This is a genomic window from Stutzerimonas degradans (genome assembly GCF_024448505.1).
GTDB classification, from domain to species: Bacteria; Pseudomonadota; Gammaproteobacteria; order Pseudomonadales; family Pseudomonadaceae; genus Stutzerimonas; species Stutzerimonas degradans.
On record NZ_JAMOHV010000001.1, the window covers coordinates 263,929 to 284,498 of the forward strand.

The 20,570-nt window shown below is 66.5% G+C and carries 17 protein-coding genes; 10 read left to right on the plus strand and 7 right to left on the minus strand.

Going from position 1 to position 20,570, the window contains the following annotated elements; genetic code table 11:
* Positions 1 to 59: 59 nt before the first annotated feature.
* Positions 60 to 1,532, minus strand: a complete 1,473-nt coding sequence (locus NAV27_RS01275) for an inorganic phosphate transporter (protein WP_102828021.1) — start codon at positions 1,530 to 1,532, stop codon at positions 60 to 62.
* Between the two features lie 167 nt (positions 1,533 to 1,699).
* Between NAV27_RS01275 and NAV27_RS01280 the strand changes: the two genes are divergently transcribed.
* The 4 genes from NAV27_RS01280 (at position 1,700) to argA (ending at position 6,269) form a co-directional block, all read left to right on the plus strand.
* Positions 1,700 to 2,377: a TIGR00153 family protein gene (locus NAV27_RS01280; protein ID WP_102828020.1), complete on the plus strand. Its 678-nt coding sequence runs from the start codon at positions 1,700 to 1,702 to the stop codon at positions 2,375 to 2,377.
* A 37-nt stretch (positions 2,378 to 2,414) separates the two neighbouring features.
* Positions 2,415 to 3,680 carry an inorganic phosphate transporter gene (locus tag NAV27_RS01285; protein WP_102828019.1) on the plus strand — a complete coding sequence of 422 codons (1,266 nt, stop codon included), beginning with the start codon at positions 2,415 to 2,417 and terminating at the stop codon, positions 3,678 to 3,680.
* 100 nt (positions 3,681 to 3,780) lie between these two features.
* Positions 3,781 to 4,935, plus strand: a complete 1,155-nt coding sequence (gene argE, locus NAV27_RS01290; RefSeq protein WP_102828018.1) for an acetylornithine deacetylase — start codon at positions 3,781 to 3,783, stop codon at positions 4,933 to 4,935.
* A 35-nt stretch (positions 4,936 to 4,970) separates the two neighbouring features.
* On the plus strand, positions 4,971 to 6,269 hold the full coding sequence (gene argA, locus NAV27_RS01295; RefSeq protein ID WP_008569410.1) for an amino-acid N-acetyltransferase: 1,299 nt from the start codon (positions 4,971 to 4,973) through the stop codon (positions 6,267 to 6,269).
* Between the two features lie 39 nt (positions 6,270 to 6,308).
* On the opposite strand, the gene gshA is transcribed toward argA, so the two are convergent.
* The 3 genes from gshA to NAV27_RS01310 form a co-directional block, all read right to left on the minus strand.
* The gene (gene gshA, locus NAV27_RS01300; RefSeq protein ID WP_102828017.1) at positions 6,309 to 7,886 is read right to left on the minus strand and encodes a glutamate--cysteine ligase; all 1,578 of its coding nucleotides are present in this window, start codon (positions 7,884 to 7,886) and stop codon (positions 6,309 to 6,311) included.
* A gap of 99 nt (positions 7,887 to 7,985) precedes the next feature.
* Positions 7,986 to 8,375, minus strand: a complete 390-nt coding sequence (locus NAV27_RS01305) for a PaaI family thioesterase (protein WP_008569412.1) — start codon at positions 8,373 to 8,375, stop codon at positions 7,986 to 7,988.
* Between the two features lie 2 nt (positions 8,376 to 8,377).
* On the minus strand, positions 8,378 to 10,693 hold the full coding sequence (locus tag NAV27_RS01310) for a Tex family protein (protein WP_102828016.1): 2,316 nt from the start codon (positions 10,691 to 10,693) through the stop codon (positions 8,378 to 8,380).
* 209 nt (positions 10,694 to 10,902) lie between these two features.
* On the opposite strand from NAV27_RS01310, the gene ompR reads away from it, so the two are divergent.
* Positions 10,903 to 11,637: an osmolarity response regulator transcription factor OmpR gene (gene ompR / locus NAV27_RS01315; protein ID WP_008569428.1), complete on the plus strand. Its 735-nt coding sequence runs from the start codon at positions 10,903 to 10,905 to the stop codon at positions 11,635 to 11,637.
* An 88-nt stretch (positions 11,638 to 11,725) separates the two neighbouring features.
* Positions 11,726 to 13,045: an ATP-binding protein gene (locus tag NAV27_RS01320; protein WP_054093975.1), complete on the plus strand. Its 1,320-nt coding sequence runs from the start codon at positions 11,726 to 11,728 to the stop codon at positions 13,043 to 13,045.
* Between the two features lie 34 nt (positions 13,046 to 13,079).
* Here NAV27_RS01320 and rimK read toward each other — a convergent pair whose 3' ends face one another.
* Together rimK and rimB are read right to left on the minus strand one after the other, a co-directional pair.
* A complete protein-coding gene (gene rimK, locus NAV27_RS01325) occupies positions 13,080 to 13,985 on the minus strand; it encodes a 30S ribosomal protein S6--L-glutamate ligase (RefSeq protein WP_008569430.1) in 906 nt (301 codons plus the stop codon).
* Entirely contained in the window at positions 13,982 to 14,449 is a 468-nt protein-coding gene (gene rimB / locus NAV27_RS01330; protein ID WP_043295333.1) for a retropepsin-like aspartic endopeptidase RimB, read from the minus strand. The genes rimK and rimB overlap by 4 nt, the downstream gene beginning before the upstream one ends.
* 90 nt (positions 14,450 to 14,539) lie before the next feature.
* Here rimB and NAV27_RS01335 point away from each other — a divergent pair, with 90 nt between their 5' ends.
* From NAV27_RS01335 to NAV27_RS01350, 4 genes are all read left to right on the plus strand, one after another.
* Positions 14,540 to 14,935, plus strand: a complete 396-nt coding sequence (locus tag NAV27_RS01335) for an RNA-binding S4 domain-containing protein (protein WP_008569433.1) — start codon at positions 14,540 to 14,542, stop codon at positions 14,933 to 14,935.
* A gap of 119 nt (positions 14,936 to 15,054) precedes the next feature.
* A complete protein-coding gene (gene hslO, locus NAV27_RS01340) occupies positions 15,055 to 15,942 on the plus strand; it encodes an Hsp33 family molecular chaperone HslO (protein ID WP_102828015.1) in 888 nt (295 codons plus the stop codon).
* 156 nt (positions 15,943 to 16,098) lie between these two features.
* A complete protein-coding gene (locus tag NAV27_RS01345) occupies positions 16,099 to 17,643 on the plus strand; it encodes a phosphoenolpyruvate carboxykinase (RefSeq protein WP_102828014.1) in 1,545 nt (514 codons plus the stop codon).
* 163 nt (positions 17,644 to 17,806) lie between these two features.
* On the plus strand, positions 17,807 to 18,409 hold the full coding sequence (locus tag NAV27_RS01350; RefSeq protein WP_102828013.1) for a nitroreductase family protein: 603 nt from the start codon (positions 17,807 to 17,809) through the stop codon (positions 18,407 to 18,409).
* A 60-nt stretch (positions 18,410 to 18,469) separates the two neighbouring features.
* On the opposite strand, the gene NAV27_RS01355 is transcribed toward NAV27_RS01350, so the two are convergent.
* Entirely contained in the window at positions 18,470 to 20,491 is a 2,022-nt protein-coding gene (locus NAV27_RS01355) for a methyl-accepting chemotaxis protein (RefSeq protein ID WP_102828012.1), read from the minus strand.
* Positions 20,492 to 20,570: the final 79 nt, after the last annotated feature.

The window sequence follows — 20,570 nt, forward strand, 5'->3', positions numbered from 1 at the left end:
CGCTGCCAATGGCAGAGGGGACCGAAGCCCCCTCTTTGTAGCACGCACGGGCGGCCGGGTCAGACGAACAGCTTGGTCCCCAGCCAGAACAGGCCGGCGGAAAGCGCGATGGTGGCCGGCAATGTCAGTACCCAGGCCATCAGGATCGTGCGGATGGTGTTGATCTGCAGCCCGCTGTTGTTGGCGACCATCGTACCGGCGACGCCGGAGGAGAGGATGTGCGTGGTGGAAACCGGCAGGCTGTAGAGGTTGGCCATGCCGATGGCGAACACCGCGGTGACCTGCGCGCACATGCCCTGAGCGTAGGTCATGCCCTGCTTGCCGATCTTCTCGCCGACGGTGCGCACCACGCGCCGCCAGCCGACCATGGTGCCGAGGCCGAGCGCCAGGGCCACGGCGAGGATCACGCCGAACGGCGCGTATTCGGTGGTGGCGGTGAGGTCCTTGCGCAGCTTGTCGAGGTCGGCCTGCTCGCGCTTCGGGATGCCCTTCAGCTTGCCGACCTTCTTCGCCGTGTCGTCCAGGCAGAGCAGGTAGCGGCGCACCTCGATGCGGCGTTTGGCCGGCATGTCGCGGTAGTTGGTGATTCCGTCCAGGCTGCCCAGCAGTGCATCGATGGTCGGCTCGGTGAGCTGCGGGTCGCAACGGAAGTGGCGGGGCAGCTCGGTCTGGCCGTTCTTGCCGAGCGCCAGGTAGTCCTGCAGCGCGTCGTGGTTACGCGCATAGAACTGCTGCAGGTGGACGGCGGCGTGACGGGTCCGTTCGATCTCGTAGCCGGTGCTGGTCTGGTCGAGCACGAACTTGGCCGGGACGATGCCGATCAGCACCAGCATGATCAGACCGATGCCTTTCTGGCCGTCGTTGGAACCATGCACGAAGCTCATGGCCATGGCCGAGACGATCAGCACCAGGCGGTTCCAGAACGGCGGGTGCTTCTTGCCCTTGTGCTGCGAGCGGATGTGCGGGGTGTCGTGCATCTTGTTGACCGGGAAGCGCTTGCGCAGCAGCCACAGCAGCAGTGCACCGATCAGGAAGCCCGCCAGCGGCGAGAAGATCAGCGACAGGCCGATGTCGATGGCCTTCTTCCAGTTGACCCCGTCGGCCACCGAGATATCGGTGAGCATCGCATTGGCCAGCCCGACGCCGAGGATCGAGCCGATCAGCGTGTGCGAACTGGAGGCCGGGATGCCGAAGTACCAGGTGCCGAGGTTCCAGGCGATAGCCGCGGCGAGCAGGGCGAATACCATCACCAGGCCGCGCCCGGTGTCGACGTTGATCAGCAGTTCCACCGGCAGCAGGTGGACGATGGCGTAGGCCACCCCGACGCCGCCGAGCAGCACGCCGAGAAAGTTGAAGATGCCGGAGAAGACCACTGCCAGGTGCGGCGGCATCGCATTGGTGTAGATCACCGTTGCCACTGCGTTGGCGGTGTCGTGGAAGCCGTTGATGAACTCGAAACTGAGGACGAAGAGCAGGGCGAGGACGAGGCTGGCTGCGACCCAGAAGTCCAGGCCGCTGAAGAGATCGAACATGAGAGTGTCCGCGGGGGTTCTTTGGAGGCGCGCGATTATGCCAGAAGGTTCACATCATGGCCTTTGGATATGTAACCGACGCCCGGCGCCCGGCCCGGCCAAGGTTTTTCCGCCAGGCGGTCACATTAGTTTTATAATCGCGGCTTCCTTACCGAAAGGCGCTGTCTATGCCAATCAATCCGTTTGTCAGTCTCTTCGGCCGTTCGCCCATTGGCCCGATGCAGCAGCACATGGCCAAATCCCACGAATGCGCGGCGAACCTGGTTCCGTTCTTCCAGGCGGTGATGGCGCAGGACTGGGAACGCGTCGAGCAGATCCAGCAGGAAATGGTTCAGCTGGAGAACGAGGCCGACAAACTGAAAAAGAGCGTCCGCCAGCACCTGCCCAAGAGTCTGTTCCTGCCGGTGCCGCGCTCGGACCTGCTCGATCTGCTGAGCGTGCAGGACAAGATTGCCAATCGGGCCAAGGACATCGCCGGCCTGATGCTCGGCCGCTGCATGAACATTCCGCCGCAGCTGCAGCCGCAGATGCTGGCTTATGTGCAGCGTTGCGTCGATGCCAGCACCCAGGCGCTCAAGGCGCTCAAGGAACTCGACGCTCTGCTGGAAACCGGCTTCAGCGGCCGCGAAGCCGCACTCGTGGAGAAAATGGTCGAGGAGCTCGAAGACATCGAGCGCGACACCGACCGCATGCAGGTCGCCGTGCGGCGCAACCTGTATCAGCTGGAAAAGGACCTTCCGCCCGTGGATGTGATCTTCCTCTACAAGATCATCGAATGGGTTGGCGACATCGCCGACCGTGCCGAACGCGTCGGCAACCGACTGGAACAATTGCTGGCGCGCTGAGCGCCAGCATCCTTTCTGGCTTCAACAGGTAATCCTTATGTCTCTTCTCTCGGAATACGGTTTCGTACTCCTCGTGCTCGCCTGCTTGTTCGGCTTCTTCATGGCCTGGGGCGTGGGCGCCAATGACGTGGCCAATGCGATGGGCACCTCGGTCGGCTCCAAGGCACTGACCATCCGCCAGGCGATCTTCATCGCCATGATCTTCGAATTCTGCGGCGCCTACCTGGCCGGCGGCGAAGTGACCGAGACGATCAAGAACGGCATCGTCGATGCGGAGATCATTACGCCGGACCTGATGGTGCTGGGCATGATGTCGGCGCTGCTGGCCGCCGGCACCTGGCTGCTGATCGCGACCTCACGCGGCTGGCCGGTGTCGACCACGCACTCGATCATCGGCGCGGTGATCGGCTTCGCCGCCGTCGGCATCTCGATGGACGCCGTGCATTGGGGCGCGATCGGCCCGATCGTCGCCAGCTGGGTGATCACGCCGTTCCTTTCCGGATTGGTGGCTTTCGGCCTGTTCCTGAGCGTGCAGCGGCTGATCATGGATACCGAAGAACCGTTCCGTAACGCCAAGCGCTATGTGCCGCTGTACATGTTCGCCACCGGCTTCATGGTCGCGTTGATGACTGTGACCAAGGGCCTCAAGCATGTCGGGTTGCACCTTTCCGGCGCGCAGGGCCTGCTGCTGGCGGTGGCCATCGGTTTGCTGGTGATGTTCGCCGGCATCGCGCTGCTGTCGCGCATCAAGGTCGACGCGGAAGCGGATCGCACCTTCCACTTCGCCAGCGTGGAGAAGGTGTTCGCCGTACTGATGGTGTTCACCGCCTGCTCGATGGCCTTCGCCCACGGTGCCAACGACGTGGCCAACGCAGTCGGTCCGCTGGCGGCCATCGTCGGCGTGATCGAGTCCGGCGGTGCCAGCGACATCGCCGCCAAGTCCGCCGTGCCGGGCTGGGTGCTGCTGCTCGGTGCGCTGGGGATCGTCATCGGCCTGGCTACCTACGGTTACAAGGTGATCGCCACCGTCGGCAAGGAAATCACCGAGCTGACGCCCAGCCGCGGTTTCGCCGCCGAACTGGCGACGGCGTCCACCGTGGTCGGCGCTTCGGCCATCGGCCTGCCGGTGTCCACCACCCATACGCTGGTTGGCGCGGTGCTCGGCATCGGCATCGCGCGCGGCATCGGCGCGCTGAATCTGGGTGTGATCGGCAAGATCTTCGTTTCCTGGATCGTCACGCTGCCGGCCGGTGCACTGCTGTCGATCGTGTTCTTCAGCATCCTGCAGGGCCTGTTCGGCTGATTGCGGCGCCGCCCGCTGGTCGCTGGGCGGCGCGATTTCGGCATCGCGACGGGTTTCATGCTTCACTGCACGCGTCGTTCGCCATGCCGAGGAGCCGTCCGTGCCCATCCCCTCTCTCAAGGAGCAGTTCGCCGCGCTGATCGCCGCGCCGTCGGTGAGCTGCACTCAGCCCGGCTGGGACCAGAGCAACCGCGCCGTGATCGAGCTGCTGGCCGGCTGGCTCGGTGAGCTGGGCTTCGCCTGCGAGACCCCCGAAGTTGCCCCCGGCAAGTTCAACCTGCTGGCCGTCTACGGCTCCGGCCCGGGCGGCCTGGTGCTGGCCGGACACAGCGATACCGTGCCCTACGATGCCGGGCTGTGGACGTCCGACCCGCTGCGCCTGCGCGAGGCCGACGACCGCTGGTACGGGCTGGGCAGCTGCGACATGAAGGGCTTCTTTGCACTGGTGATCGAGGCGGTGCGCACGCTGCTCGACCAGCCGTTCCGCCAGCCGCTGCTGATCCTCGCCACCTGTGACGAGGAAAGCTCGATGTCCGGCGCCCGCGCGCTGGCGGCGGCCGGTCAGCCGCTCGGGCGGGCCGCGCTGATCGGCGAGCCCACCGGCCTGCGCCCGGTGCGGCTGCACAAGGGCATCATGATGGAGCGCCTGGACATCCTCGGGCAGAGCGGTCACTCGTCCAATCCAGCCTACGGCCACAGCGCACTGGAGGCGATGCACGCGGCGATGGGCGAGCTGCTGGCGCTGCGCCGCGAGTGGCAGGCCGAGTTCAACAACCCGCTGTTCGACGTGCCGGGGCCGACGCTCAATCTCGGCTGCATCCACGGCGGCGACAATCCCAACCGCATCTGCGGCCAGTGCGCGCTGGAATTCGACCTGCGCCCGCTGCCGGGCATGGACCCGGCGCAGCTGCGCACGGCGATCCGCCAGCGCCTGCAGCCGCTGGCCGAGCAGCATCGGGTAAACATCGAGCTGGCGCCGATCTTCCCCAGCGTGCCGGCCTTCGAGCAGGCCGCCGATAGCGAGCTGGTGCAGCTTGCCGAGCGCCTCACCGGCCACGCCGCCCACGCGGTGGCGTTCGCCACCGAAGCGCCTTATCTTCAGCAGCTCGGCTGCCAGACGCTGATCCTCGGCCCCGGCGACATCGCCTGCGCGCACCAGCCGGACGAGTATCTTGCGCTGGCGCGTATCGAGCCGACCGTGCAGCTGCTGCGGCGGATGATCGAGCACTATTGTCTGCAACCGGCGCGGGCTTGACGCCGCGCCTCTACGTCAATCCCACGGGTTCATCCATGCACGACTACGTCACCTGGCTTCGCGACTCCTCGCCCTACATCAATTCGCACCGCGACCGCACCTTCGTCGTCATGCTGCCGGGCGACGGCCTGGAGCATGCCAACTTCGCCAACATCGTCCACGACCTGGTGCTGCTGCACAGCCTCGGCGTGCGTCTGGTACTGGCGTTCGGCTCGCGCCCGCAGATCGAGGCGCGCCTGGCGGCGCGCGGCATCGAGCCGCGCTATCACCGTGACCTGCGCATCACCGACGCAGCGACGCTGGAATGCGTGATCGATGCGGTCGGGCAGATGCGCATCGCGCTGGAAGCGCGGCTGTCGATGGACATGGCCGCCTCGCCCATGCAGGGTGCGCGGCTGCGCGTGGCCAGCGGCAACTTCGTCACCGCGCGACCGATCGGCGTGCTCGACGGGGTCGACCTGCACCACACCGGCGAGGTGCGGCGCATCGACCGCAAGGGCATCGGCCGCCTGCTCGACGAGCGCACCATCGTGCTGCTGTCGCCGCTGGGCTACTCGCCGACCGGCGAGATTTTCAACCTCGCGTGTGAGGACGTCGCCACCCGCGCCGCCATCGATCTGCAGGCCGACAAGCTGGTGCTTTATGGCGCCGAAACCGGGCTGCTGGACGAGAGCGGCCGGCTGGTGCGCGAGCTGCGCCCGCAGCAGATTCCGGCCTACGTCGAACGCCTCGGCAGCCAGTACCAGGCCGAGCTGCTGGATGCCGCCGCGCAGGCCTGCCGCGGCGGCGTGCGGCGCAGTCACGTGGTCAGCTACGCCGACGACGGCGCGTTGCTCAACGAGCTGTTCACTCGCGACGGCGCCGGCACGCTGGTGACCCAGGAGCAGTTCGAGCAGCTGCGCGAGGCAACCATCGAGGACGTCGGCGGGCTGATCGACCTGATCACCCCGCTGGAGGAGCAGGGCATTCTGGTGCGGCGCTCGCGCGAAGTGCTGGAGCGTGAGGTCGAGCAGTTCAGCATCGTCGAGCGCGACGGGCTGATCATCGCCTGCGCGGCGCTCTATCCGATCGCCGATTCGGATGCCGGCGAGCTGGCCTGTCTGGCGGTCAACCCGGAATACCGCCATGGCGGGCGCGGCGACGAGCTGCTCGAACGCATCGAGGAGCGTGCGCGCAAGCTGGGGCTGAAGAAGCTCATCGTGCTCACCACGCGCACCGCCCACTGGTTCCGCGAGCGCGGCTTCGAGCCGATCGGCGTCGAGCACCTGCCGGCGGCACGCGCCTCGCTGTACAACTTCCAGCGCAACTCGAAGATCTTCGAAAAAGCGCTCTGAGGCGCTGGCGGCGGGCATCGCGCCCGCCGCAGGCAACGATCAGGCGTCGAGGCTGCGCTGGTAGTCGGCGACGAAGCTGTCGAAATCCAGGCGGTCGGCGGCTTCCGTCGCCGCCTGCTGTTCCAGCGACTGGCGCGCCGCAGCCTCGAAACCGGCCAGCACCTCGGCGGCCAGCGGCTTTGCGCGGAAATGCTCGGCATGGCGGAGCGTCTGGCGCATGGCGAATCGGCTGAAGCTCTCGCCGCTGCGGCGCAGCTCGTCGAGCACGCGTGCCGACGGGGTCAGGCGGCTGTCGGCAACCTTGGCGCGCTGTTCGGCAAGCGCCTCGGCATGCCGCGCATCACCGTGGCTGCGATCGAGCAGCGCGGCGACACGACCGATGCCGTCGAGCAGCTCGCCGGCCCACACGGTGAGGGGCACGCTCTCGCCGCGGCGGCGCAGCTCCAGGCCCGGACGCCGGCCCTCCTTGACCACCTTGAGGAAGTTGTCGGTGGCCGCGCCGCATTCGCCTTCGGCCAGACAGGGGCTGTCATCCAGCGCGCAGAACAACAGGAAGGCATCGAGGAAGCGCGCCTCGCCGAGGTCGATGCCCAGCGGCAGAAACGGGTTGATGTCCAGGCAGCGCACTTCGATGTACTGGATGCCGCGCGCCCGCAGCGCCTGCAGCGGCCGTTCGCCGACCGCGGTGACGCGCTTGGGGCGGATGTTGGAGTAGTACTCGTTTTCGATCTGCAGCACGTTGGTGTTGAGCTGCTGCCAGTTGCCGGCGGCATCCTTGGTGCCCAGCGCCACGTACTCGGGGTAGGGCGTGGAGACCGCGTGGTAAAGGCTTTCGGTATAGCTGGGCAGGTCGTCGTAGCAGGGCGTCAGACCGGCCTGGGCGTTGTTCTGGTAACCCAGGTCGCTCATGCGCAGGCTGGTCGCCCAGGGCAGGTAGAGCGTGTGCTCGTCGAGCGATTCGAGCTGGTGCGCGCGGCCACGCAGGAAGCCGGCATCCAGCGCCGGCGAGGCGCCGAACAGGTACATCAACAGCCAGCTGTGGCGACGGAAGTTGCGGATCAGGCTGATGTAGCGACTGGAGCGATAGTCCTGCGCGCTGCGCGGGTCGCCGTCGTCGGCCTGCAGCACCGCCCACAGCTGCTCGGGCAGCGAGAAGTTGTAGTGAATGCCGGCGATGCACTGCATGGTCTTGCCGTAGCGCAGCGCCAGGCCCTGGCGGTAGACGTGCTTGAGCCGGCCGACGTTGGAGCTGCCGTACTCGGCGATGGGAATGTCCGCCTCGTCTGGCAGCGGACAGGGCATCGACGGGCTCCAGAGGAATTCGCCGTCGAGCTTGGCGTAGGTGAACCGGTGGATGGTCTCCAGCTCGGCCAGCGTGTTGCGCGGGTCCTGGTCGGTGCCGGTGATGAACTCCAGCAGCGCCTCGGAATAGTCGGTGGTGATCTGTGGATGCGTCAGCGCCGAGCCGAGGGCACGCGGATGCGGGCTGTGGGCCAGCTGCCCGTGCGCATCGACGCGCAGGCATTCGCGCTCGATCCCGTGCAGGCATTGGCTGAGCAGCGGCAGGTTGGTTTGCTCGGCCAGCAGTGCCAGACGATGAGAGAGAAGATCGCTCAACTTGTGGATTCCTTCACGCGACAGTCGGCCCAATATGGGGACGCAAACGCCGCTGCACAAGAGCGGCGTTTGCGCGGGCACAGGATTGGTGGCGCGGCGTTACAGGCAGGCGAAGGTGGCCTGCGCCTTGGCGATCAGCTTGTCGCCCTGGTGCACCTCAGCTTCGAGCACCTGGGTGCGCCGGCCGCCATGCACCACCCACGCCCGGCAGCGTAGCTCGCCATCGGTGACCGGGCGGATGTAGTTGACCTTGCATTCCAGCGTCACGCTGTTCGGCGAGCCATCGCCGAGGCTGTGGCTGGCCTGGCCCATGGCGGTGTCGATCAGCGAGAACAGCGCGCCGCCGTGCAGCTTGCCGTGCAGGTTGCGCAGACCGTCGTGCATGGTCAGGCCGAGCACGGCCTCGCCATTACCGACCTGGTGGATTTCCAGGCCGAGCAGACGGCCGAAGGCGCTGGAGTTGCCCACCGCCTCGACTTGCATGCTCATGCTTATTTCCTCAGCTGCTTGGCGTTGGCGAACAGCGCGGCCATCGCCGCGTTGGCCGGCGCGGGCTTGTCTTCCCGGGCGTGGCGTTCGCTGCGCGGGGCGTTGCCGCGTGGCTTGCTGCCGCCGCGCGGGCCGTCGGTCTTCTCGCCTGGGGTATCGCTCATGCGCATGGACAGGCCGACGCGCTGGCGCGGGATGTCCACTTCCATGACCTTGACCTTGACGATGTCACCGGCCTTGACCACCTCATACGGGTCCTTGACGAACTTCTCGGAGAGCGCCGACACGTGCACGAGACCGTCCTGATGCACGCCGATGTCGACGAAGGCGCCGAAGTTGGTCACGTTGGTCACCACGCCTTCGAGCACCATGCCCGGCTCCAGATCGCTGAGCTTCTCGACGCCATCCTGGAACTCGGCGGTCTTGAACTCCGGACGCGGATCGCGGCCGGGCTTGTCCAGTTCGCTGAGGATGTCGGTGACGGTGGGCAGGCCGAAGGTCTCGTCGGTGAACTGCTTGGGGTCCAGGCGCTTGAGAAACGCCGAGTCGCCGATCAGCGAGCGGATGTCGCGGCCGGTATCGGCGGCGATGCGCTTGACCAGCGGGTAGGTCTCCGGGTGCACGGCGGAGGCGTCCAGCGGGTTGTCGCCGTTCATTACGCGGAGGAAGCCGGCCGCCTGTTCGAAGGTCTTGTCACCCAGACGTGGCACCTTCTTCAGCTCGCTGCGCGACTTGAACGCGCCATTGGCATCGCGGAACTGCACGATGTTCTGCGCCAGCGTCGCGTTGAGACCGGAGATGCGCGCCAGCAGGGCGGCGGAAGCGGTATTCACGTCGACGCCGACGGCGTTCACGCAATCCTCCACCACCGCATCCAGCGAGCGCGCCAGCTTGAGCTGGGACACGTCGTGCTGGTACTGGCCGACGCCGATGGATTTCGGGTCGATCTTCACCAGCTCGGCCAGCGGGTCCTGCAGACGGCGGGCGATGGACACGGCGCCGCGCAGGGAGACGTCCAGATCCGGGAATTCCTTGGCGGCCAGCTCGGAGGCCGAGTACACCGAGGCGCCGGCTTCGCTGACCATGATCTTGGTGAGCTTGAGGCCGGGCACCTTCTTGATCAGCTCGCCGGCCAGCTTGTCCGATTCGCGGCTGGCGGTGCCGTTGCCGATGGCGATCAGGTCGACGGCGTGCTTGGCGCACAGCTTGGCGAGGATCGCCAGGGTGCCGTCCCAGTCGTTGCGCGGTGCGTGTGGGTAGACGGTGGCGGTTTCCAGCAGCTTGCCGGTAGCGTCGACCACCGCGACCTTGCAGCCGGTGCGCAGGCCCGGGTCCAGCGCCAGGGTCGCGCGCGGGCCGGCCGGCGCGGCGAGCAGCAGGTCTTGCAGGTTGCGGGCGAATACGGAGATGGCTTCGTCTTCGGCCTTGTCACGCAGCTCGCCGAGCAGGTCGGTTTCCAGGTGGGTATAGAGCTTGACCTTCCAGGTCCAGCGCACCACCTCGCCGAGCCACTTGTCGGCGGCGCGGCCGCGGTTGGTGATGCCGAAGCGCTCGCCGATCATGGCCTCGCCCGGGTGCATGCTGCCCGGCGCTTCGTCGCCGACCTTGAGGCTGACGCTGAGGATGCCCTCGTTGCGCCCGCGGAAGATCGCCAGCGCGCGGTGCGACGGCGCGTTCTTCAGTACTTCGTCATGCTCGAAGTAGTCGCTGAACTTGGCACCCTCGGCTTCCTTGCCCGGCACGACGCGCGCACTGAGGGTGGCGTTGTGCTTGAGGAAGTCACGCAGCTTGGCCAGCAGGTCGGCGTCCTCGGCGAAGCGCTCCATGAGGATGTACTTGGCGCCTTCGAGCACCGCTTTCACATCGGCGAAGCCCTTCTCGGCGTCGATGAAGCGCTCGGCTTCCTCCTCCGGATTCAGCTCCGGATTGCCGAACAGCGCATCGGCCAGCTCGCCGAGGCCGGCTTCCAGGGCGATCTGGCCCTTGGTGCGGCGCTTCTGCTTGTAGGGCAGGTAGAGGTCTTCGAGGCGGGTCTTGGTGTCGGCGAGATCGATCTCGCGCTTCAGCTCGGGGGTCAGCTTGCCCTGTTCCTCGATGCTGGCGAGGATCGAGACGCGGCGCGCGTCCAGCTCGCGCAGGTAGCGCAGGCGCTCCTCCAGATTGCGCAGCTGGGTATCGTCGAGGCTGCCGGTGACTTCCTTACGGTAACGGGCGATGAAGGGCACGGTGGAGCCCTCGTCGAGCAGCGCCACGGCGGCGGCTACCTGTTGCGGGCGCACGCCCAGCTCGTTGGCGATACGGGAGTTGATGCTGTCCATGAAGCTACCTGGGTCAGTCGAACCATGCAGGCCGGGCCTGCGCGAAAGCGCGGGAGTATAAAGGCAGCGGCCGGCTTGCTGCGGCGCTGCGGACGAAAAAGCGCGGCGTATCGACGACCGCTTCGCCCGCAAAATCTGCTAACAATGGCTGACGAATGCCTTTTCATCCGCAGGCGCATAATGCGCCGTCGATAAATTCGGGAGTTCCCATGAGCAGCACTGCGTCCGCCAACGAAGGTGAAAAGATCCTCATCGTCGATGATGACGCCCGCCTGCGGCGCCTGCTCGAGCGCTTTCTCGACGAGCAGGGCTACCGCGTGCGGACCGTGGAGAACACCGAGCAGATGGATCGCCTGCTCAGCCGCGAGCTGTTCCAGCTGGTGGTGCTCGATCTGATGATGCCCGGCGAGGATGGCCTGTCCGCCTGCCGGCGCCTGCGCGAGAGCAACAACCAGATTCCGATCATCATGCTCACCGCCAAGGGCGACGAGGCCAGCCGCATTCAGGGCCTGGAGCAGGGCGCCGACGATTACCTGGCCAAGCCATTCAATCCGCGTGAACTGCTGGCGCGCATCCGCGCCGTGCTGCGCCGGCAGACGCCGCAGGTGCCGGGCGCGCCGGGCAGCGAGGAGGAGATCGTCACCTTCGGCGATTACCAGCTGTCGCTGGCGACCCGCGAGCTGACGCGCGGCGATCAGGTGCACATGCTCACCACCGGCGAGTTCGCCGTGCTCAAGGCGCTGGTGCAGCACGCCCGCGAGCCGCTGACACGCGACAAGCTGATGAACCTCGCCCGTGGTCGCGAGTGGGACGCGCTGGAGCGATCCATCGACGTGCAGATCTCGCGCCTGCGTCGGCTGATCGAACCCGATCCGTCCAAGCCGCGCTACATCCAGACCGTGTGGGGCGTGGGCTACGTGTTCGTGCCGGACGGCAACAAGTGACATTCGCGCTTCACGCAGGCGGCAGGCGGCAGGTGACGCGGGCGGCCTGCGCGTCCACTGGCAGCGCGCGGCGCGAGGCTCGTCGCGGGTGAAAGCGCCGCTGTGGTTCCCGCAAAGCTTCTTCGCCCGCACCCTGTGGATGGTGCTGGTGGTGGTGCTGTTCTCCAAGGTGCTGACGCTGTTCTACCTGATGGCCAACGAGGACGTGCTGGTGGACCGCCAGTACAGCCACGGCGCGGCGCTGACGCTGCGAGCCTACTGGGCGGCGGACGCTGCCGACCGCGCACGCATCGGTCGCGCCGCCGGTCTGCAGACGGTGCCGGAGCTGCAGGTACCGCGCGGCGAATACCACTGGCCCTACACCGACATCTTCCAGCGGCAGATGCGCGCCGAGCTGGGCGCCGAGACCGAGGTACGGGTGCGTATCCAGCCGTCCACCGCGATCTGGGTGCGCGCACCGGAGCTCGGCGCGGACTGGGTACGGGTGCCGCTGTATGCCTATCCGCTACGCGGCCAGCGCATCTGGAGCGTGCTCGGCTGGTTCCTCGGCATCGGTTTGCTGTCGACGGCGGCGGCGTGGATCTTCGTCAACCAGCTCAACCTGCCGCTCAAGCGGCTGGTCTACGCCGCGCGGCAGATCGGCAAGGGTCGCAGCGTGCGCCTGCCGATCGGCGATACGCCGAGCGAGATGACCGAGGTGTATCGCGCGTTCAACCAGATGGCCGAGGACGTCGAGCAGGCCGGGCGCGAGCGCGAGCTGATGCTCGCCGGGGTGTCGCATGATCTGCGAACGCCGCTGACGCGCCTGCGCCTGTCGCTGGAGCTGATGGCTGGCGACGACGAGCTGACCGAGGACATGATCCGCGACGTCGAGGACATGGACGCGATTCTCGACCAGTTCCTCGCCTTCGTCCGTGACGGCAGCGACGAGCCGGTGGAGAAGCTCGACCTGGGCGAGCTGATCCGCGAGGTAGTAGCGCCGTACAACCAGCATGAGGAGTCGGTGCGCCTGTGCGTCGAGCCGATGCCGGAACTGGCGCTGCGCCGCGTGTCGATCAAGCGCCTGCTGGTCAACCTGATCGAGAACGCCCGGCGCTACGGCGGCGAAGGCGTGGAGGTCGCCGCCTCGGTAACCGGCGACAGCAATGCGCCGTACGTGGTGCTCAGCGTGCTCGACCGCGGACCTGGCATCGCGCCGAGCGAGCTGGAGGGAATCTTCAATCCGTTCATCCGCGGCGACCGCGCGCGCGGTGGCAAGGGCTCCGGCCTGGGGCTGGCGATCGTCAAGCGCATCGCCAACCAGCACGGCGGCATCGTCGAGCTGCGCAACCGCGAGGGTGGCGGCCTGGAGGCGCGGGTCAGCCTGCCGCTGGGGCTGCTGCTGCCGAGGGACGCGATAAAAACCTGATGGCGAGCGCGCGCTGGTTGTCAGCGCGCTGCGTTCAGCCCTTGCCCTTGGTGCGGGTCAGGTGCGGGCCGCCGTTCTTTTCCAGGTACTCGATGATCAGCCCGGCAACGTCCTTGCCGGTGGTTTCCTCGATGCCGGCCAGGCCCGGCGAAGAGTTGACCTCCATCACCAGCGGGCCGTGGTTGGAGCGCAGGATGTCGACGCCGGCCACGTTCAGGCCCATCACCTTGGCGGCGCGGATCGCGGTCATGCGTTCTTCCGGGGTGATCTTGATCAGGCTGGCGGTGCCGCCACGATGCAGGTTGGAGCGGAACTCGCCGGGCTTGGCCTGGCGCTTCATCGAGGCGATCACCTTGTCGCCGACGACGAAGCAGCGGATGTCGGCGCCGCCGGCCTCCTTGATGTACTCCTGCACCATGATGTCCTGCTTGAGGCCCATGAACGCCTCGATCACCGATTCGGCGGCCTTCTCGGTCTCGCACAGCACCACGCCGATGCCCTGGGTGCCCTCGAGCACTTTGATCACCAGCGGCGCGCCGTTGACCATCTGGATCAGGTCGGGAATGTCGTCGGGCGAGTGGGCGAAGCCGGTCACCGGCAGGCCGACGCCGCGCCGCGACAGCAGCTGCAGCGCGCGCAGCTTGTCGCGCGAGCGGGCGATGGCCACCGATTCGTTGAGCGGAAACACGCCCTGCATCTCGAACTGGCGCAGCACCGCGCAGCCGTAGAAGGTCACCGAGGCGCCGATGCGCGGGATCACCGCGTCGAAACCCTCCAGCGGCTTGCCGCGGTAATGAATCTGCGGTTTGTGGCTGGCGATGTTCATGTAGGCGCGCAGGGTGTCGATCACCACCACCTCATGGCCACGCTGCTGGCCGGCTTCGACCAGGCGATGGGTGGAATACAGGCGCGGATTGCGCGACAGCACGGCGATTTTCATTGGGCACCGGGGGAAGTGAGAACCTGGGGTTTGTCCTGGATGTAAGAGCGCGACGGATCGATCAGCCACTGCCCATCGACCAGCGCCTTGGAGCCGAGCAACAGGCGGTAGCGCATGGTCTTGCGGCAGGTCAGGGTGAATTCGACCGGCCAGACATGGTCGCCGAGCGCCAGCAGGGTGCGCACCACGTAACGCGTCTGCGCCTGGCCGTTGGAGCTCTTGATCGTCTTGTGCGCCACCAGCGGCGCCTCGCAGCGATGGCGGCGCTGGACCAGCGTGCCCAGATGCGCGGTGAAACGCACCCAGGGCCTGCCGTCACGCTCGAATTCGCTGATCTCGGTGGCATGCAGCGCCGAGGTGCTGGCGCCGGTATCGATCTTCGCGCGCAGGCCGACCACGCCCAGTTCGGGCAGGGCGACCCATTCGCGCAGGCCGATCAGCGTGTGGGGATCGAGACAGTCCAAGCGTGGCATCCGTAAGATTTGCGGGCATTCTAGTCGTGGTGCATGACAACTGCACACGGCTGAGACCACAAGGCGAAACGCAGGTTGAACATGAGCGAAAAAGACGACGACAAGGTGCGCCTGGACAAGTGGCTGTGGGCCGCGCGCTTCTTCAAGACCCGCGCGCTGGCCAAGGAAGCCATCGAGGGCGGCAAGGTGCACTGTCGCGGCGAGCGCTGCAAGCCGGGCAAGGAGCCGCGGGTCGGCGACGAGCTGGTGATCCGCATCGGCTTCGACGAGCGCACGGTGATCATTCGCGAGCTGTCGGCGGTGCGCCGTGGCGCGCCCCAGGCCCAGCTGCTCTACGAGGAAACCGCCGACAGCCTGGCGCGCCGCGAAGAAGCGGCGGCGCAGCGCAAGGCCGGCGCGCTCGGCGTGCAGACCGACGGCCGGCCGAGCAAGAAGCAGCGCCGGCAGATCGAGCTGCTGCGCGCATTCAAGGGCTGAGCGGCAGGGAACGGCCGACTCCACGACCGGTCCACCGAATCGACGGCGGGTGCCTCGGGGTGCCGACGCTTCGTGTAAAATGCACGACTTTTTCCGCGGCCACCTTGCGAGCATCCGGCATGTCCGACCAGACCCAACGCTTTCTCTTCGACGACAACGACGTGCGCGGCGAAACCGCCACGCTCGCCGAAAGCTACCAGCACGTGCTGGCTAAGCACGCCTACCCTGAGCCGGTCGCCCAGCTGCTCGGCGAGCTGCTGGCTGCCGCGGCGCTGCTGGTCGGCACGCTGAAGTTCGACGGCCTGCTGTCGCTGCAGGCGCGCTCCGAAGGGCCGGTGCCGCTGCTGATGGTCGAATGCTCCAGCGACCGCGAGGTGCGCGGTATCGCCCGTTACCATGCCGAGCAGATCGCGCCGGACGCAACCCTGCGCGAGCTGATGCCCGAAGGCATGTTGGCGATCACCGTCGATCCGGCCAAGGGCCAGCGCTACCAGGGCATCGTCGGCTTGGAAGGCGTCGACCTGGCCGCGTGCCTGTCGGAATACTTCGCCGCCTCCGAGCAACTGCCGACCCGTTTCTGGCTCGCCGCCGACAGCCGCCGCGCTTGCGGCCTGCTGCTGCAGCAGTTGCCCGCCGACCGCATTCACGATCCGGAAGAGCGCGAAGCCAGCTGGCAGCACCTGCGCACCCTGGCCGATACGCTCAGCGCCGAGGAACTGCTGGGGCTGGATACCGAGACGGTGCTGCATCGGCTCTACCACGAGGAACCGCTGCGGCTGTTCGAGGCGCAGCCGATCCGCTTCCGCTGCAGTTGCTCGCGCGAGCGCTCGGCCAATGCGCTGGTCAGCCTGGGCCAGCACGATGCCGAACAGCTGCTGCAGGAGCAGGGCGGCACCATCACCGTGGATTGCCAGTTCTGCAACGAACGGTACGTCTTCGATGCCGCCGACATCGGCCAGCTGTTCGCCGGTGGTGGCATTCAGCCGGCCTCGGATACCCGTCACTGATGGCGCCATGCCACAGTGAACCTTTTGGCCATCACGGGCTCATACCCAGCGCGCCGTGTTTTCTGGCATAATCGCGCGCACTTTTTTCGATGTAGTTCACCGTCTGGTGCACTACAACAGCATGGAGGAATCGGCCCAGGGCCGACGGGGACACTCATGACGCAAGCGACCAACGCCGTGTACACCGACATCAGCATCGCGCAATTGATTGAAGAAGCCGTCAAGCGCGGTGAGGGTGAGCTGGCTGCCAATGGCTCTCTGGTGGTTAAGACCGGGCACCGCACAGGTCGTTCTCCGGCTGACCGCTTCATCGTCGAAGAGCCGAGCACCCAGCACCACATCGCCTGGGGGCCGATCAACCGCCCGTTCCCGGCCGGCAAGTTCGAGGCGCTGTGGAACCGCGTCGAAGCCTACCTCGGCGAGCGTGACAGCTTCGTTTCCCACGTGCATGTTGGTGCTGACCCCGAGCACTACCTGCCGGTGAAGATGAGTACCGAAACCGCCTGGCACAACCTGTTCGGCCGTTGCCTGTTCATCGAGCCGACCGCCTTCAACCCGGCCGGCAAGAGCGAGTGGCGCATCCTCAACGCGCCGTTCTTCCAGTGCGAGCCGGAGCGCGACGGTACCCATTCCGACGGCTGCGTGATCCTCAACTTCGCCGAGAAGAAAGTGCTGATCGCCGGCATGCAGTACGCCGGTGAAATGAAGAAAGCCATGTTCTCCGTGCAGAACTACCTGCTGCCGGACGTCGACGTGCTGCCAATGCACTGCGCCGCCAACATCGGCGAAGACGGCGACACCACCCTGTTCTTCGGCCTGTCTGGCACCGGCAAGACCACCCTGTCGGCCGACGAATCGCGTTACCTGATCGGTGACGACGAGCACGGCTGGGGCGTGGGTCGCGTGTTCAACATCGAAGGCGGTTGCTACGCCAAGTGCATCGACCTGTCCGAGAAGAACGAGCCGGTTATCTGGAAGGCCATCAAGTTCGGCGCCGTGCTGGAAAACGTCGTGCTCAACGAGCAGACCCGCCTGCCCGACTACGCCGATGCCAGCCTGACGCAGAACAGCCGCGCCGCTTACCCGCTGGAGCACGTCGAGAAGCGTTCCGAGAAGAACCTCGGCGGCGAGCCGAAAGCGGTGATCTTCCTGACCTGCGACCTGACCGGCGTGCTGCCGCCAGTGTCGATCCTGAACAACGAGCAGGCGGCCTACCACTTCCTGTCCGGCTACACCGCGCTGGTCGGTTCCACCGAAATGGGTTCGGGCAGCGGCATCAAGTCGACCTTCTCCACCTGCTTCGGCGCGCCGTTCTTCCCGCGTCCGGCCGGCGAGTACGCCGAGCTGCTGATCAAGCGCATCAACGCCTTCGGCTCCAAGGTCTATCTGGTCAACACCGGCTGGACCGGCGGTGGCTACGGCGTCGGCAAGCGCTTCAACATCCCGACCACCCGCGCGGTGATCGCGGCGATCCAGAGCGGCGCGCTGGTCGGTGCCGAAACCGAGCACCTGCCGATCATCAACCTGGACGTGCCGAAGGCCGTTGCGGGCGTCGAAACCCAGCTGCTCAACCCGCGCAATACCTGGGCTGACCCGAGCGCCTACGATCTGGCGGCCAAGGAGCTGGCAGGCAAGTTCGTCGAGAACTTCAAGAAGTTCGACGTCTCCGACGCCATCAAGAACGCCGGCCCGCAACTCTAAGCTGCGATCCGTCGTTCAACAAAAGCCGCCTTCGGGCGGCTTTTTCGTGGGCGTTCGCCGCGCAAAGTATCGTGCTGCTCGATCGGTTTGATCGGAAAGTACCGGTGGTTTCGATCATTTCGCGTCGCTAGCATGGCGGCCATTCTTGATTCGGGAGAAGCCCATGACCATCGAAGACGCCATCCAGAGCCGCCGTGCGATCAAAGCCTACGATCCTGACTTCCAGCTCAGCCGCGAGGAGAAGGACGAGCTGCTGCGCCTGGCGCTGCACGCACCGTCGGCGTTCAACCTGCAGCACGTGCGACTGGTCGAGATCAGCGATCCGGCGCTGCGCGCGCAGATCCGCGAGGTGGGCTGGAACCAGGCGCAGATGACCGAGGCCTCGATGCTGGTGGTGGTCTGCGCCAAGCTCGACAGCTGGGAAGCGGATGCGCGCCGCGTCTGGGAAGGTGCGCCGGAGCAGGTGCAGGATTACATGGCCGGCGCCATCGACAATTACTACCGCGGTAAGCCGCAGGTGCAGCGCGACGAGACCATGCGCAGCTGCGGCCTGCTGGCGCAGACGCTGATGCTGGCGGCGCGCGGCAAGGGGCTGGACTCCTGCCCGATGGACGGCTTCGATTTCGATGCCGTGGCGCAGCTGATCAACCTGCCGGCCAACCATGTGATCGGCCTGATGGTCGCGGTGGGCAAGCGCACGCTCGAGCCCAAGCCGCGCGTCGGCAAGCTGCCGTTCGACGAGCTGGTGCTGCGCGACCGATTCTGAGCGGACGGAAAGTAAAAAGGGCGTGCTTCGGCACGCCCTTTTTCGTTGCCGCGGCGAAACTCAGTGGGTGGTCAGGCCGAGCAGATGGTCGGCGACGCCCTTGGTCCGCCGCGACGTGCCAGCGGTGGCCTCGCTGGTGCTCTGCAGCGCTTCGAGTACATCGGTCAGCGAGCCGACGTCCGCCGACTGGCTCTCGATGTGCTGCGCCACCGCACGTATGGCATCGGCCAGACGGTCGATGTCGGTGCCGATCTCCTCGGCGTTCCGGCGGGTGATCTCGGCTAGCTTGCGCACCTCGTCGGCGACCACGGCAAAGCCGCGGCCCATCTCGCCGGCGCGTGCGGCTTCGATCGCTGCGTTGAGCGCCAGCAGGTTGGTCTGTCCGGCGATCTGCTGGATGGTCTGCACCACCGACTGGATGCGCTGGCTCGACTGCGCCAGGGCGCGCGCGCTGCCGACCACCGCATCGGCCTGATCGACCATCTGGCTGACCGACGTGCCGGCCTGGTCGATCACCTGCGCCTGCTGGTCGATGGTCAGCGCCAGTTCGTCCATCGAACCGTGCAGGTCGGTGGCGCACTGGCTCAGCTGGTCGGCCATGTGCTGGCGCTGGCGGTCGGCATCGAGCAGCACCGCGCCGAGATCGGCGAGGCCGCGGAACACCGGGCGGATATGCTCGTCGAGGCCGTTGATGTCGAGGCTGCTCTGGTAGTCCTGGCGCTTGAACTGGTCGATCTGCTTGACCACCACCTGGCTCAGGCCTGTGAGTTTCTTGATCTGCCGGCGCAGGAAGAACGCCTTGAACTCGCCGTGATAGGCGATGAAGTTGTCGGTGTATTCGTCGCGAAACGCGGCCTGATCGCTGGTGCGGAAGAAGAACACCGCCGTCAGCGTTTGGTTGAGGTTCAGCCCGAGGATCTCGCCGAAGGTGGAGTAGCCGAGCACCGGTGTGTCGCCGAACACCGCGTGCATGCCGTCGAGCGCCTGGGCATTGTTCAGCCGGCGCAGGATGCAGTCGTTGAGAATGCCGACCAGCGGCCGGCCGGGCTTGTCGCGCATGAAGCGCTGGAAGTCGCGGCGGGTGGCTTCCACCAGCGGCGTGCGCTTGACCATCACCAGCTCCTCGCCGGGGGCGACGTCGCAGAACAGGTGTACGCGCTCGTTGGCGAAGTCGATCCGCGCGATCGAGCGCACGAACACCTCCTCGCCGACGCGGATGGCAAAGGAATAATCCGCCAGCCGCGCCTCCAGCTCGCCCGGCGTGCAATGCAGCGCCTCGCAGAGGGCGGCGACCATCGAACGGATGTTGCCGCGCGCATCGACCACCTGGCTGATGTAGCGGTCTTCCAGCGACGCGCTGAGGACGCTGAGACTGAGCGCGGTCGGCTCGAAGTTCTGGCTCTTGAACACGCCGAAGCGCACGTCGCGGGCGCATTTGAGGAAGACGATCTGCGCATGGTTCTGGTAGGCACGCGTGCCGTCATGCAGCTGGGTGGCCTTGAAGTCGAGCTTGCCGCCGGCCGAGCCGCCGACGAACAGGCAGGGGAAGCGGCCGGATTCGTAGAGCGCTTCCATGAAGAACGATTCGGACGCCGAAAGGCCGTCGAAGACGATGTTCGCCAGGGTGTCGCGATAGTCGATCGGCATCTTCACCTGCAGGCGCCGCAGCGACTCGGTCAGCCGGGCGATGCGTTGCGCCATGCTCAGGCGCGTGCCCTGGCCGCGGATGTCCTCGCATTCCAGCGGTACGTGGACGATCTCGGCAGCGGCAATCACGCTGGCGTCGAACAGTTGCAGCGCCACGCGATCCCAATGCGCACCGGTGCTGCAGTACAGCTGGGTATTCTGGCTCGACAGCTCGCCGGCGGTGGTGCACAGGCTGATGACCGCCTGCGGGAAGCGCTGGCGGATCAGGCGTGCGACCGCATCGAGATCGACATGCGGCGAGACGAAGCCGGCAATGTAGGTCGGCTCCAGACGCAGCGCCGCGAGTTGTTCGGGCAACTGCGCGGCGCTGCCGAGCAGGCTGGTGACACCATCGCCCTGACGGGCACCGGAGCGGGATCGAAGAATTGACAGCATGACGGCTTCGCTCGTGAGGCTGCAGGACGGATGCACTGCTTTCAAGGCGACGTTACGAGCATGCGCGGCGGGCGGCTAT

Excerpts from the sequence above, each read along its gene's own strand:
- NAV27_RS01275 (WP_102828021.1), bottom strand. The coding sequence starts at position 1,532 with ATGTTCGATCTCTTCAGCGGCCTGGACTTCTGGGTCGCAGCCAGCCTC.
- NAV27_RS01280 (WP_102828020.1), top strand. The coding sequence starts at position 1,700 with ATGCCAATCAATCCGTTTGTCAGTCTCTTCGGCCGTTCGCCCATTGGC.
- NAV27_RS01285 (WP_102828019.1), top strand. The coding sequence starts at position 2,415 with ATGTCTCTTCTCTCGGAATACGGTTTCGTACTCCTCGTGCTCGCCTGC.
- argA (WP_008569410.1), top strand. The coding sequence starts at position 4,971 with ATGCACGACTACGTCACCTGGCTTCGCGACTCCTCGCCCTACATCAAT.
- NAV27_RS01305 (WP_008569412.1), bottom strand. The coding sequence starts at position 8,375 with ATGAGCATGCAAGTCGAGGCGGTGGGCAACTCCAGCGCCTTCGGCCGT.
- NAV27_RS01310 (WP_102828016.1), bottom strand. The coding sequence starts at position 10,693 with ATGGACAGCATCAACTCCCGTATCGCCAACGAGCTGGGCGTGCGCCCG.
- ompR (WP_008569428.1), top strand. The coding sequence starts at position 10,903 with ATGAGCAGCACTGCGTCCGCCAACGAAGGTGAAAAGATCCTCATCGTC.
- rimK (WP_008569430.1), bottom strand. The coding sequence starts at position 13,985 with ATGAAAATCGCCGTGCTGTCGCGCAATCCGCGCCTGTATTCCACCCAT.
- NAV27_RS01335 (WP_008569433.1), top strand. The coding sequence starts at position 14,540 with ATGAGCGAAAAAGACGACGACAAGGTGCGCCTGGACAAGTGGCTGTGG.
- hslO (WP_102828015.1), top strand. The coding sequence starts at position 15,055 with ATGTCCGACCAGACCCAACGCTTTCTCTTCGACGACAACGACGTGCGC.
- NAV27_RS01345 (WP_102828014.1), top strand. The coding sequence starts at position 16,099 with ATGACGCAAGCGACCAACGCCGTGTACACCGACATCAGCATCGCGCAA.
- NAV27_RS01350 (WP_102828013.1), top strand. The coding sequence starts at position 17,807 with ATGACCATCGAAGACGCCATCCAGAGCCGCCGTGCGATCAAAGCCTAC.
- NAV27_RS01355 (WP_102828012.1), bottom strand. The coding sequence starts at position 20,491 with ATGCTGTCAATTCTTCGATCCCGCTCCGGTGCCCGTCAGGGCGATGGT.